Source organism: uncultured Veillonella sp. (genome assembly GCF_934230905.1).
GTDB lineage: Bacteria > Bacillota > Negativicutes > Veillonellales > Veillonellaceae > Veillonella.
The window spans coordinates 55,596-69,645 of sequence record NZ_CAKQFJ010000004.1 but is presented as its reverse complement, the minus strand read 5'-3'; the positions used below and the strand labels follow the sequence as shown (position 1 = coordinate 69,645).

Annotated in this window: 15 protein-coding genes; 13 read left to right on the top strand and 2 right to left on the bottom strand. The window is 37.6% G+C overall.

The features are described 5' to 3' along the window. Positions 1-8: 8 nt before the first annotated feature. The 5 genes from cobJ to Q0E20_RS01765 all read left to right on the top strand — a co-directional run bounded on the left by cobJ (position 9) and on the right by Q0E20_RS01765 (position 4,032). Entirely contained in the window at positions 9-698 is a 690-nt protein-coding gene (gene cobJ, locus Q0E20_RS01785; protein ID WP_295995479.1) for a precorrin-3B C(17)-methyltransferase, read from the top strand. Continuing rightward, complete coding sequence (gene cobK, locus Q0E20_RS01780; protein ID WP_295995400.1) at positions 695-1,483, top strand: precorrin-6A reductase; 789 nt, start codon at positions 695-697, stop codon at positions 1,481-1,483. The genes cobJ and cobK overlap by 4 nt, the downstream gene beginning before the upstream one ends. Continuing rightward, positions 1,470-2,135, top strand: coding sequence for a precorrin-8X methylmutase (locus Q0E20_RS01775; protein WP_295991586.1), 666 nt, complete (start codon positions 1,470-1,472; stop codon positions 2,133-2,135). Before cobK ends, Q0E20_RS01775 begins: the two co-directional genes overlap by 14 nt. 119 nt (positions 2,136-2,254) lie before the next feature. Then, positions 2,255-3,250, top strand: coding sequence for an iron ABC transporter permease (locus Q0E20_RS01770; RefSeq protein WP_295995397.1), 996 nt, complete (start codon positions 2,255-2,257; stop codon positions 3,248-3,250). Further along, positions 3,250-4,032 (top strand): ABC transporter ATP-binding protein, encoded by a 783-nt coding sequence (locus tag Q0E20_RS01765; RefSeq protein ID WP_295995392.1) that lies wholly within the window; start codon positions 3,250-3,252, stop codon positions 4,030-4,032. Before Q0E20_RS01770 ends, Q0E20_RS01765 begins: the two co-directional genes overlap by 1 nt. A gap of 70 nt (positions 4,033-4,102) precedes the next feature. Here the strand turns inward: Q0E20_RS01765 and Q0E20_RS01760 are convergent, their stop codons facing one another. Both Q0E20_RS01760 and Q0E20_RS01755 read right to left on the bottom strand, forming a co-directional pair. Beyond that, entirely contained in the window at positions 4,103-5,044 is a 942-nt protein-coding gene (locus Q0E20_RS01760; protein WP_295995389.1) for an ABC transporter substrate-binding protein, read from the bottom strand. A 51-nt stretch (positions 5,045-5,095) separates the two neighbouring features. Continuing rightward, a complete protein-coding gene (locus tag Q0E20_RS01755) occupies positions 5,096-6,097 on the bottom strand; it encodes a sirohydrochlorin cobaltochelatase (RefSeq protein WP_295995386.1) in 1,002 nt (333 codons plus the stop codon). A gap of 311 nt (positions 6,098-6,408) precedes the next feature. Between Q0E20_RS01755 and Q0E20_RS01750 the strand changes: the two genes are divergently transcribed. The 8 genes from Q0E20_RS01750 (at position 6,409) to Q0E20_RS01715 (ending at position 13,827) form a co-directional block, all read left to right on the top strand. Then, positions 6,409-6,861, top strand: coding sequence for a hypothetical protein (locus Q0E20_RS01750; protein ID WP_295995383.1), 453 nt, complete (start codon positions 6,409-6,411; stop codon positions 6,859-6,861). A gap of 510 nt (positions 6,862-7,371) precedes the next feature. After that, positions 7,372-7,929 (top strand): DUF805 domain-containing protein, encoded by a 558-nt coding sequence (locus Q0E20_RS01745; RefSeq protein ID WP_295995380.1) that lies wholly within the window; start codon positions 7,372-7,374, stop codon positions 7,927-7,929. Between the two features lie 358 nt (positions 7,930-8,287). Then, complete coding sequence (locus Q0E20_RS01740) at positions 8,288-9,169, top strand: sirohydrochlorin cobaltochelatase (RefSeq protein WP_295995376.1); 882 nt, start codon at positions 8,288-8,290, stop codon at positions 9,167-9,169. 206 nt (positions 9,170-9,375) lie between these two features. Next, positions 9,376-10,230: a sirohydrochlorin cobaltochelatase gene (locus Q0E20_RS01735; RefSeq protein WP_295995373.1), complete on the top strand. Its 855-nt coding sequence runs from the start codon at positions 9,376-9,378 to the stop codon at positions 10,228-10,230. 92 nt (positions 10,231-10,322) lie between these two features. Further along, positions 10,323-11,030: a precorrin-2 C(20)-methyltransferase gene (gene cobI / locus Q0E20_RS01730; protein WP_295995371.1), complete on the top strand. Its 708-nt coding sequence runs from the start codon at positions 10,323-10,325 to the stop codon at positions 11,028-11,030. A gap of 71 nt (positions 11,031-11,101) precedes the next feature. Continuing rightward, entirely contained in the window at positions 11,102-12,475 is a 1,374-nt protein-coding gene (locus Q0E20_RS01725) for a cobyrinate a,c-diamide synthase (protein ID WP_295995369.1), read from the top strand. A gap of 82 nt (positions 12,476-12,557) precedes the next feature. Then, positions 12,558-13,100, top strand: coding sequence for a cob(I)yrinic acid a,c-diamide adenosyltransferase (cobO, locus tag Q0E20_RS01720; RefSeq protein WP_295995366.1), 543 nt, complete (start codon positions 12,558-12,560; stop codon positions 13,098-13,100). A gap of 337 nt (positions 13,101-13,437) precedes the next feature. Beyond that, a complete protein-coding gene (locus Q0E20_RS01715) occupies positions 13,438-13,827 on the top strand; it encodes a class II SORL domain-containing protein (RefSeq protein ID WP_295995364.1) in 390 nt (129 codons plus the stop codon). Positions 13,828-14,050 lie beyond the last annotated feature (223 nt).

The window sequence follows — 14,050 nt, the reverse complement described above, 5'->3', positions numbered from 1 at the left end:
CTGAATTTATGACACCGCAAGCACGGGAAGCGATTTTAGCGGCAGATCGTGTAGTCGGTTATTTAACATATCTTGATTTGATTAAAGACCTTATCGCAGGAAAACAAACAGTTGGTACAGCGATGATGCAAGAAGTGGATCGTTGCCAACAAGCCGTTGATTTGGCTGTAGAAGGTCACCAAGTAGTTGTTGTATCCTCTGGTGACTCCGGCGTGTACGGTATGGCTGGCCTTGTATTGGAATTGGCTAATAAAGTATCAGCAGACAAACGCCCTTCCGTGGACATCGTGCCAGGTCTTAGTGCTGTCAACGTAGCAGCCTCTGTATTGGGTGCGCCTTTGATGCATGACTTTGCCGTTATTTCCTTAAGCGATTTGATGACCCCATGGGATTTAATTAAAAAACGTGCTGACCTTTGTGCACAAGGGGACATGGTTATTTCCTTGTATAACCCACGCAGTAAAAAACGCGTAACTCATTTAGATGAAGTACGTGAAATCGTTCTAAAACACCGCGATCCTAAAACACCTGTAGGCATCGTGCAAAAAGCAGGTCGCCCAGGTCAACATATGGTGATTTCTGATCTTGAAAACTTCACAAAAGAAGAAGTAGATATGCAAACACTTGTTATCATTGGTAACAGCCAAACTTATGTTGAAAATGGTCGCATGATTACACCTCGAGGCTACAAATTATGATTTGGGTAATCGCTGGTACTTTGGATGGTCGTACCCTAGCGGTAGATATCCAAGAACGGACTGGTGAAGAGGTTCTCGTGACTGTCGTGAGCCAATATGGGGCGGAATTAGCTGCTCATGAAGGCATTACAGTTCATACAGGTCGTCTTGACCAAGAGGCTATGCAACAGTTGATTAAGGAGCATAATGTGCGCCTACTTATAGATGCAAGCCATCCCTATGCGGCTATTGTGACTGCAACGGCGCAAGATGCAGCAAAAGCGGTGGGCATTCCTTTTGTTCGGTTTGAACGAAAAGAGGTTCCATTGCCAGACTATGATAAATTGCATATCGTAGTGGATGAAACAGAAGCTGCTAATTTAGCAGGCAAATTAGCAAAGGAAAACAACAATCATGTGTATTTGACCACTGGTAGTAAGACGATGCACATCTTTGCTAAGTCTGAAGCTTTACAAGATTGTGAAGTATGGACACGTATTTTGCCAACTGCTGAGGTGTTGCAAATGATGGAAGAACTCAATGTGAGTCCTAAGCGTATCGTTGCCGTACAAGGTCCATTTTCTTACGATATGAATCGTATTATGTTTCACGATACAAAGGCGAGCGTCGTGGTTATGAAAAACTCTGGCCTCGTAGGTGGTGCTGATACGAAATTACAGGCTGCCATCGACCTTGGTATCCACGTTATTGTTATCGATCGTCCACGGGTAACATTAGAATGCCCTGTGGTATCATCGAATGATGAATTTTTCAAATTATGGGAGGACACTAATGGATTACGTTAAAAATCCTAAAGCCATTGAAGATAAAAGTATGGAAATCATTTACGATTATGTAAAGGATTTAGGTTTAACCGATGATGAAGTACGCGTTGTATCTCGTACAGTTCACGCATCTGGTGACGTTGAATATGCTAAACTCGTAAAAATGAGTCCTGATGCTGTTCAAAAAGGTATCGAAGCATTAGATAATGGTGCCGATATTTATACAGATGTTGAAATGGTACGTACTGGTATTTCTAAACCGGCTCTTAAACTTCGTGGCAACGAAGTACACTGCTTAATTAAAGATGAAAACGTAGCTAAAATGGCTAAAGAATTGGGTGTAACTCGTTCTATTGCTGCTATGCGTACATTTGGTAAACAATTAGAAGGTCAAATTGTTGCTATCGGTAATGCGCCAACTGCATTGTACGAAGTATTGCGCCTTGCTCTTGAAGAAGGAGTTAAACCAGCACTTATTATTGGTATTCCTGTAGGCTTCGTAGGTGCTGCGGAATCTAAAGATTATTTGATGGAAGTATCCCCAGTTCCTTATATCACTGTAAAAGGTAACAAGGGTGGTAGCCCAATTGCAGCATCCGTATGTAATGCATTGCTTTACACAGATGTAAAACGCAACGATATGCTCTTCGTAGAAGGCAAAGAATCTAAATAATAAGTAACCCGAATCGTTGCATACTGCTGGCGATTCGGGTTTTACTGTATCTATTATGAGGTTTATATGTATAATACGGGTGCTGATAGCACCATGTATTGGTGAAAGGAGAGGTTACTGTGGACTCTCTGAATGAACGAAAACTCTTTCGCATATCAGTTATTATTGTCTTGGTTATTGCTGTCATAGCTAGCATGATTATCTCACTGATTTGGGGCTCAACACCGGTGTCACTATCGGAGATTTGGCACACATTGTGGGCTAGTGAGCTAACAGATACAGCATCGCAAATCATTTGGAATATTAGGTTGCCTCGTAATATTGTTGCTGCATTAGTTGGTGCTTGTTTAGCCGTATCGGGTGCCATTTTACAGGCGGTTATGAAGAACCCTTTAGCAGATCCTCAAATCGTTGGCGTTTCCTCCGGTGCTGGACTTGCCGGTGTTATTATATTTATTCTTTTCCCTGGCTATGATCATATTGTGCCTCTCGTCGCCTTTATAGGTGCTATGGCTGCGGCGTTGATGGTATATGCTCTTGCTTGGAAGAATGGTGTACGCCCAAGCCGTATCATCTTGGCTGGTGTTGCAGTGGCTGCTTTTTTAGGCTCTGGTATTTCTGCACTACTTGTATTCTATGGAGATCGTGTGCAAGGAGCCTTACTTTGGATGGTAGGGGGCTTGGCTGCACGCAGTTGGCCTCAAGTAGAGGTTCTGTTCCCATACGCGTTAGTCGGTCTTATTTTTGCCTGTTTAGGTGCCAAACGTCTTACTATTTTAAGTTTAGGTGATGAAACAGCAAAGGGGCTAGGCCTTAAGGTAGAACAAACGCGGTTTATTATGACTGCTGTTGCGGCTCTATTAGCAGCAGGTGCCGTTAGTATTGCGGGCTTAATCGGTTTCGTAGGCCTCGTTATACCGCATATGTTACGACTTATCATCGGTAATGATTATGCTTATTTACTCCCCGGCTCTGCATTATTAGGGGCACTCATCCTCGTTGTTAGTGATACGGTAGGGCGTGTTATGTGGAGTCCAATTGAGGTACCGGTTGGCATTATCATGGCATTCTTTGGGGCGCCATTCTTCTTATATCTATTGAGGAGGGATAACTAATGAATACGGCTATTGATGTAAATCAGTTATCCGTCACTCTCGGAAATCGTCATATTTTACATGATATTAATGTATCTGTCCCTGTTGGTAAAATAACGACTTTAATCGGGCCTAATGGTTGTGGTAAAAGTACACTCTTACGGTCTATGATTGGATATATTCATAGTCCTCGTGAATGTGTGATTATTTTAGGTAAACCATTACAGTCGTATTCACAAAATGAATTGGCACGTCAAATGGCGTTTCTGCCACAGGTGCCTAATATGCCAAAGGATATGACCGTAGAAGAATTGGTATATTGTGGACGCTATCCATACCAAATGTGGTGGAAGAATACGGCCAAAGAGGACCGAGAAATCGTTGACTATGCATTAGGAATTACAAAAACGAATCATTTACGGAATCAATTGATTCCATCCTTATCGGGTGGTGAACGGCAACGAGTATGGATTGCTATGGCGTTAGCACAACAACCAAAATTATTAGTATTAGACGAACCAACAACATACTTAGATATTAACCATCAATTAGAAATCATGGAATTGTTAAAACGATTAAACGATGAACAAGGGTTAACCGTATTGATGGTACTCCATGAATTGACGCAAGCCGTACAATATTCTCATTATATGGCTATTATAAAAGATGGTCATTTAGTGATAGCTGGAGACACGAAAGAAATCGTATCGGATGAACTATTTAGAGATGTATTTTCCGTAGATGTACAAATCGATACCTTTGATGATAAACAATATGTACGCGTAAAAGGTTTAGTTGAGTAGATAGCTAGACTAATAGTGAAAGAGGGCATTCCCGAAATGGGGAATGCCCTCTTTAGCATGTTAGAATATGTTAAAATGTAACATCAACGCCATATGCTTCTTTCACTAAACGAGCCATAGCCTCAGGTGTTTGTAGACCTGGGTTAAGTAGGAATAGTTTAGATGGTAAGTAGATGACACGGTTGTTTTGTACAGCCTTAAGATTAGCCCATGCAGGATTATCTGTCATAGCTTTCTTCATGGCCTTTGTAATTTCTTCTTCTTTACCCATGGTAACGACGAAGATAATATCAGGATTATCAGCGGTTAATGTTTCAAGAGAATACGGTACCGTTTTATCTTTAGCTGTACCATCTAGGTGAGATGTTACAACATTTGTCATACCTAATTCTTTGACCATAGATGCAGTTACCGCTTCGTCGGTTTCGGCTGTCACACCTTTACCGGTAGCACGCAATACGGCAACACGTGCAGGTTGTTGGTTTTTAATGGCATCCTTTACCTTTTGAATGTTACTTTCATAGGTGGCAATAACGGATTTAGCCTTATCTTGATGGTTTGTTAACTCTCCAAGGAATGTTAGCATTGGCACATTATCCTTGATGCCATCGTAATTGAAAAGTACGGCTGGAATATTGTTAGATTGTAATTGGGATTCATATTTTTTATGTTGGTTTTCCAAACCCAATACCACATCTGGTTTTAAACCTAACAATTGTTCCATGTTGATATTAGCCGTTTGACCTAATGCTGGTAATGCTTCTAAGTCTGGTGCTAATTTATCTGTTGTGCTAGCACGGGAGATAGCCTTGCCATCCACTGCATATAGCATGGACAACACGGAATTTGAAAGAACGGCGATGCGTTGTGGATCCTTTGGTACAGTGTAGGTTTCACCATTAAAGGTAAGTTCCTTCGTAGTAGCAGAAGAGCTGGATGTGGATTTACCACACCCAGCTATTGCTAGTACAACCATGACCAAAGCGAGACTACAAAGTAGTAGTTTTTTCATGATGTACTCCTATGTACGTTAAATAACGATACTAGTTAAATTGTAAATTGATTATTTTTGTAAAGCGTCCCAAGATTCGTTAGCACGTTCAACGAACAAGTTACGGATGTTAGGGTTTTCACCTAAACCATGGATGTAAGTGTCAACTTTGAAGCCTTCTTTTTCAAGAATGGATTTATGGGATTCTGGTTCTGCACCAGCCATGTCATTATTTGCATGGTCGCCAGCTACCATCATGAATGGCATCAATGTAACATGTTTAATACCATGTAATTTTAATTGAGGGATAACTTGTTCAAGATTTGGCGTACCTTCTACTGTATAGATGTATACATTTTTCATACCAAGAGTATGGATACGATCTTGAATTACGGAATAGTAGGCATTAGAAGGATCTGGAGTACCATGAGCCATGATAAGAAGAGCATCTTCTTTACCTAATTTAGGGAATTGAGATTGAACGGCTTTTAGAGCTTCAATGACTTGGTCAGATTGATTTTCTTGCCCCATCCAGTATATAAGAGATGTACCAAGTGTCATTTTTTTGAAATTATCTTTGTACAAATTATATACTGCCGCATCGTAGTTGTATTCCATACCAGGAATTACATCTAGAGATGCTAATGCAATGCGAGTGTAACCATCTTTTTTGAGCTCTGCCAAAGCTTCTTCAGGAGTTGGGTATGTAATACCTTCTTTTTGTTGGATACGATCACGAATAATGTGACTTGTAAAAGCTGTTACTACTTTAGTGTTTGGATGAGCTGCTTTAATAGCATCTACAGTAGCATCAATTGTTTTAGCACGAGTATCTTTATAAGTTGTGCCAAAGCTCATAACAACCATAGCATCTTTGTTTGGCAAGTTTTGTAAAGCTTCAGTATTGTGTGTACGAACACCAATTGCAGCAGCTTCTTTCAATGCTGGAGTAGGATCTTTTACTTCAGAATTTAATTGGTATGCAGCGTGACCAAGCACAGGAGCACCAAATGTCAATGCGAAAGCTGCTAATGCAGCAGAAACTGTTAATGCACGTTTTTTTACACTATACATAAGTGAATCACCTCATTAAACAACATCATCTGCCTATGCAGATATAACTATATAATCTATAATCAATCGTAGCAACCTATGGTATGGATGTCAATAAACCCTATACCTGTACATGTATAAATTATACAACTATTTTTTTATAAAAAATCATAATAAATGAGGAATAATCCAATTTTTCATAAAAATATTCTTATTAGTTATGTTGGTATAAATATAAGTAATTCAATATTTATGATAGGATTAATCATTTTGGTTGGTTAAAATGATTAAATGTATAAGATGTTAAATTAATTGGGAGGATTTTATTTGCTGTGGAGAGACAATTATTAAAATTTTTAAATGATCAACGTTTTCGATGGGTTTCATCGTTGATATTATTAGGTGGTTTCTTTATAGGTAGTTTGCAAGATGTTAATTATGAGTTCTCTATAGCGGTTTTAGAAGGTATGTTTCCTGCATTTTTATATGCATGTATTTTCTTAATACCTGTATATAGAAGAAGAAAACTGTATAAGCTTATATATAATCGAGCATTAAGAATGTGTGGATCAAAAAGAAAAGTATTTTTATATATTCTATTAGGACTGCATGGTAAGTTACTGGGAATCAATATAGCTCATAAAAATAAGTTTAAATGGGCAGTCATCATACTTGCTTATATTATTTTTGTGGGGTGGTCGATACAAAGTGAGATGACATTTGTTTTAAAATTACTAGTTATACTTATAGCGACATATAGATTTGTAGTTGCTATAAACTCTTAACAAATATATATTTTGTAATAGCTTGGCGTTTACTTGATATTAATTAAGTGTTTATAGAAAGTGTCTTATATAGAATGAGTAAATATATAAACATAGATAATGAAATAAGATTGTTTAAAGATAATATAGAATCTTTGCGAGTAACCAGTATTTTTAAAAATAGACGAATAAACATAACAACTGCGTTAATTTACTATACAACCATAATTTATATATATTTACTTACGTTGAGTGTAGCTTTTTTTATTAATCCAATGCCGTATGAGTATTTGTTTTATGGAGTAGAGATGACTACCAATATATTATTTTTAATAGTATTGGGGTATCGATGTCAGGATTATGGTATTCACAGATATGTAGGTATCATATTGGTTGTTATGGTTAGTTCCTTAATTACGCTCTGGCAGGGAGGAACCTTTTTCGTTAGTCCCGATAACTTTATAATATCTATAACTAAATCAGGAGCAAGTTCTATACTTAATCTAAATAAATCGTATTTTTTTTATGATTATGAATAGAATTATATTATTATTGCTATTGGTTCCCGGAAATAAAATAAATCGGTATGGAGAACAACCGAAGTCTGGATTTTGGGATGGAACGGATTTAGTTGTTGATCCGTTGAACGTATCGATTATTAAAAGTAAATTTCGAAAGTTGTGGCTCGATTTAATTCGAAGAACCGATGAAATTAAGGATATAAATAATAAAGAGTCTACAAAAGATGACTTGGAATTTATGGATGTCTTACATAATGTATTTATAAAGGATGTATTCAATTTTATTGGTCGTTCATCTAGAGATGAATTGTTACTTTTTACGGTTTTGTTTTCTATTCTATCTATGGTATTGAGTTATTTTGTACCATTTATTCCTAAAATTATGGGACAAAATAGTATAGTGATGATAAATGTATTTATAGTTGCTATTTTGTGTATTCCTTTTTTTAGTTTACTTGTTCGAAGACTTCATGATAGTGGTAATAGTGGTCTTTGGATTTTCTTTCTTATAGTGCCTGTTGTGAACATATATGTTTTTTATCTAATTTTTGTAAAGCCATCGGTTTAAAAGAGGTCAATTCATGAAAGTATTACAAAATATGAAAGTAAAAGATATTGTAATGACTATGGCTTATCAGATTGTATTGAAAAGGTCGGCTCTAATTTTATAAGAATTGATTTTGGTGGATTTGAACAATTTTTAGATGAGTTTTCCCTATATAAAATCGTACCGATTAAAAAAAAGATTTTGTCGTTGGAGTTATTTAACTGGCGGGGACGTATATCAAGATGTGAACTGAAATATTATATGATAATATTTCTCATTGACTTTCATATACTAATCCTGTATGATTAGTACGTAGTAGTTGATAATAATTTTCATTTATGAAAATTATTTCATATATATGGGTATATGGAGGTCACATATGAAAGGTATAATCATTGCATCCTTTGGATCAATTTATAAAGAAGCGGTGGAAACATCCATTGGTATTATAGAGTCTAAAGTTCGTTCTTTATATAAAGATGTAGAGGTACGACGTGTATTTTTGTCTGATGCATTAGTGGAAAAGTGGAATGAAAAATATGATGATACGATTGCTTCTTTCACCGACGTCATGCAAGAGTTTAGTCGCAAGGGAATTGATGAGGTATATATTCAGCCGATTACACTCGTAGCGGATCAATGCTATCAACAAATGCGTAAGCAAGCACTTAAATTTTTACATAGCAGTGAATATAATTTCTCTCAAGTTAATATTGGTAAGCCCTTATTAACATCATTAGGTGTTAAAAATTACGCTGATGATTATGAAGCTACATTAGATGGGATTATGCGTCATATTAACACTAAATCTCTTAATAAATCCGTTTTATTAATGGCAAATGGTCAAAATCAATTGGAATTCTCCACATTACAATTGAAAGCCATGTATGGTTCTGCTCCTAATGTAGCTGTATTTACCACAAATGGTTTCCCTACATTTAAGCAAGCCTTAACATTGGTAGATCGAATGGGTCATAAAGATGTGCTTGTTGTACCATTAGCTTTGATTGGTTCTACTCATTTAATGGATTACCTTGGCGGTGATCGTTCTGATTCTATTTATGCACTTCTTACAGAACAAGGATACAATGTAGATATTTGGAATGAAGGCCTTGGTGAAAATCCCTATGTACAAGATTTGTTCTTGAAACATTTAGGCCAAGCAATTCGTATGTCTGATAGAAAACGCAGCCCTCAACGCGAATCATATCAAACTGTTATTCGACCTTCTCGCATGGAGGCACAAGGAATGATTTCCTAATTGCTTTTGATAAGGTTGTAATATAAACCCTCTCATAAATACACACTATCATTAAAGAGCATCTGTCTTTGAAGACAGGTGCTTTTTAAGTCATATAAGGTTATGAAAGTTAATCATAATAGGTTTTTTATACATGGTATGGTATCCCACTATATGAATACGTATGGTATGATGAGTAGTGAATTATATAAAATAAGGAGACGGTTATGAAACAAGCTATATTAGTAGTGGCATTTGGATCGACAGTTGATTCAGCTCGCGAAAACCAGATTGATGCTGTTGTAAATCATATTAAAGAAAAATATACAAATTATGAGGTGCGACTAGCCTTTTCATCGCGTATCATCGTAAAGCGTTTGCGTGATCGTGGCATTGAGATTCCTACAGAGCAAGGTGCTTTAGATGCTCTTATTAATGACGGATATACAGACATTTATGTGCAACCATTACATTTCACTGGTGGTGAAGAATTCGATAAGTTAAAAGGAAATATCTTGCATCATGAACGAGCACAAGAACTTAACACCTTGCGTGTTGGTCGTCCGTTGGTATACTATATGGGACAAGAAGAACACCCAAATGATTATCAAATTTTAATCGACACATTTGTGAAATCATTAGCTATTAGCGACGAAGATGGTTTGTTATTTGTTGGTCATGGTGGATTGGGCTCTGGTAACTCTGCGTATGGTTATTTGCAATACCAATTGATTCGCAGTGGCCTTAATCATGTTCGTGTTGCCACTTTAGAAAGTGCTCCTTACGTTGAGGATATTGCTATACCTTGGGAATGGCTTGATGGTAAGATTCCTAATAAAATTTTTGTACACCCATTGCTTCTCGTACTCGGTGATCATGCGCTTAATGACTTATTTGGTGATGAAGAGGATAGCGTAGTAAATATATTACGTGAGGCCGGCTATGAAGTAGAAGAAATGCAACATGCATTAGGTGAATATACAGAGATTCAAGATATTTATTGTCAACATATTCAAGATTGTATTGATGATGTATATGGTAAACGTAGTAGCCATAGACCATCTATTCCTAATGTAAAATAAGGTGTAAATTTCACAAAATTTTTGTATATATTTAACGAATTAGGTATAATACTAATGTTAATCATATTGAAATATAGAATAGGAGAATCATCATGAAAGGTAAATTATATGGTATAGGTGTTGGTCCTGGGGACTCTGAATTAATGACTGTGAAAGCTGCGCGCATTGTAGGCGAAGCAGACATTATTATTACACCTAAAACAGAGAAAAAAGATGGTTCTGTAGCACTTAATATTGCAAAACCATATATTCAAGAACATACTGAAATTGTACCTGTTGTATTTCCAATGGTATTAGATGATGCTACACAACAAGAAGGTTGGGAAGAAGCGAAGCGCATTATCGTATCGTATTTAGAACAAGGTAAACAAGTTGTTTTCTTAACACTTGGTGATCCAATGTTCTACAGTACATATATGTATGTGTATCGCTTGATTGAAAATACAGGTTATGAAATTGAAACAATCCCTGGTATTACTGCGTTCTGTGCTATTGGTTCCCATCTTGGCTATCCAATTGTAGAAAAAGAAGAAGTATTGGCGATTGTTCCAGCTACTGCACCAAAGGAAAAAATTGATGCTGTATTGGCTGTTGCTGATGATGCAGTTATTATGAAGGTGTATAAAAACTTTGATGAAGTGCAAGATGTATTATTGAAACATAATATGGCTGATGATGCCGTTATGATTTCTCGTGTTGGTTTGCCTGATGAACAAGTTTTCGTAGGTCTCGATAATATGCCAAAAGACAAGAAATTAAACTACTTATCTACAATTTTAGCAAAACGTAAAGATCGTTAATTAACTATTCTCTGTTATCTGTAGTGCTTGTGTAAAAGTTACATGGATAGTATTAATAAGAGGTAATACATATGAATACTGTACCCATTCCACGTGTTGTTATAGCTGGTACTAATTCTGGTGTTGGCAAAACAACTATTGTTGCGGGCCTTCTCGCAGCGTATCGAGCAAGTGGCCATGGGGTGCAATCCTTTAAAGTGGGCCCGGATTATATTGATCCGGGCTTTCATAAAATTGCATCGGGCCGTGAAAGTTATAATTTAGATTCCTGGTTAGTCCCACCGGATACATTGCCATCATTTTTTGCATCCATGGCGGGTGATGCAGACCTAGCCATTATTGAAGGCGTTATGGGCCTCTATGATGGCGGTCGTGAAGGTGTGAGCAGTACGGCTCAAATCGCTAAGCAATTAGGTGCTCCTGTTGTACTCGTTATTGATTGCAAGGCTATGGGTGAAAGCGCTGCGGCCATTGCCATGGGCTTTAGAGAGTATGATAAGGATGTGGATTTTAAAGGCGTCATTTTAAATCGTTTAGGTTCTGATAATCATGAACGTATGGTTCGCGAAGGTATGGAAAAAATTGGCGTTCCTGTTATTGGTGCTATACGCCGTGATGATCGCATGCATTCTCCTGAACGTCATCTTGGTTTGACACCGGTTACAGAAGTTGATCCTACAGAGGCTATTGCAACGATTCAGCATGCCGTGGAATCTATGGTGGATTTAGAGGCGCTCTATAAGGTGGCGGCCAGTGCTACACCTATGCCGGCACCGATTGATATAACCAAGGGTGTTACAAAACGAACGAAAATTGGCGTTGCTTATGATGAAGCCTTTTCGTTCTACTACCCAGCAAGCTTGTCTGCGCTTGAAGCACAAGGTGCTGAACTAGTTTACTTTAGTCCGTTAAAAGATAGTGTTATTCCTGATGTAGATGGCCTCGTATTTGGCGGTGGTTTTCCTGAAATGTTCTTGCAGGCTTTATCCGTAAATACGGCTATGAAGGAATCAATCCGTAAAGCTAATCAATATCATATGCCTATCTATGCTGAATGTGGTGGCCTTATGTACCTTTGTGAACATATTCACGATTTTGATGGAAATGTGTTTGATACAGTTGGCGTTGTGCCTGCTAATTGTGTAATGCAACAAAAACTGCAAAAGGTAGGATATGTAACGGCAACAGCTAAACGCGACACATTACTTGGCAATACAGGAACATCTTTGCATGGGCATGAATTCCATTTCTCAACCATGGAACCTACCATAGAAGAATTTCCGTGGGCCTTTCATTTAGAAGGTGGTAGAAAACCTCAGTCCTATGATGGAGGCTATGCTACCGATAATGTGTTGGCATCCTATCTACATCTTAACTTTGCTGGTTCTCTTGAAGGGGCTAAGCATTTTGTAGATATGTGCGAAGCTTTCAGTCATGTTAAATAGATTTGTTGTAGTAGTATTCAAATCATCATCATAATAATAGATTGCAGCGCTATATAATAGTATGACATAATAGGAGTAGAAAATGAGTGAACGTGGTTTAATTCTTGTCAACACTGGCAATGGTAAAGGAAAGACAACAGCGGCACTAGGTGTGGTTTTACGTGCTGTAGGACAAGGTTTGAAAGTTTTGATTCTACAATTCATCAAAAGCGGTCATGGTTACGGTGAACTAGAAGGCCTGAAAAAACTGGGGGATGCGGTTACCATTAAATCCATGGGCAAAGGATTTATCTACTACAATCGAGATAAGGTGACTGTAGATGAACTAGAAAAACATAAAGCAGCAGCTCAAGAAGCGTGGAGAACCTTAGTAGAAGAGGTTAATTCCGACAAATGGGATCTCATTGTTATGGACGAAATCAACAATGCTATTAACTATGAACTCATTGACGTTAACTCCGTTGTAGATATGCTTAAACACAAACCAGAGCGACTACATGTCATCCTAACAGGCCGCTATGCAAAACCTGAAATCATCAACATCGCTGATACAGTGACCGAAATGAACGTAGTAAAACACGCTTACGAAAAAGGCATAAAAGCGGCAAAAGGAATTGAGTTTTAGTAGGTCGAGGCGAAGCCAATGACCTATAGATGGATGGATGCGATTTTGGCCCTGTCCCGAAGGGACAGACCTGGCCGGTTTTTCCCTCTCACCATGGAGTTTTCCGAAAATTTTCTAGAGTGCTGTAAAGGGATGGCTGCTGAGGCGACTTTTGGCCCTTCCTATAGGAAGACCCGGCCGATGGAGCCACAGCAGCCATCCCTTTACAAATAAATAGAAAATTTTCGAAAAAGTCCTTGCCTAAACTATATCGAAAATGTATAATATAGATATAAGCACAAGGTGCTAACATTATTAGACATTAAGTATGTATATAACTATAATCAGGAGGTTAATTATGGCTGTACATGATTACATTAAATCTGGCGATTTCGCTACTGAAAAACACGTTCCTGTTATTGAAGCTGCTGACAAAGTTAAAGCTGGTGAAACTTTCCACGTAAACTTGTCCGTTGGTAAAGATATTGCTCATCCAAATACTGTAGAACATCACATTAATTGGATTAAATTGTACTTTGTAGCTGAAGGCACTCAATTGCCTTTCGAAGTTGGTGAAGTATCCTTCAACGTACATGGTGATGGTGCAACAGCAAATGAAGGTCCTGTAGTAGCAGTTTCTGAAGGTACATTAGCAGTATCCTTGAAAAAATCTGGTAAATTAATTGCTGTATCTTACTGCAATATCCATGGTTTGTGGGAATCTGAAAAAGCTATCGTAGTTGAATAATAGAATGTATTTGACTGAAAAAGACCAGCCTTAGGGTTGGTCTTTTTTGTATGGATAGTATAATACATGACGAAGATTCACTATTGATTGTAAATAGGATGTGTCCGCGATAAAAAGAGTTTTGTTCTTTTGTAGTGGAAAGATACCAGTATATCCCTTTACAGTGCAGTTTGTTTTATGGTAAAGTATATGCATGTTAATTTTTAGTACATTGATAAATGAG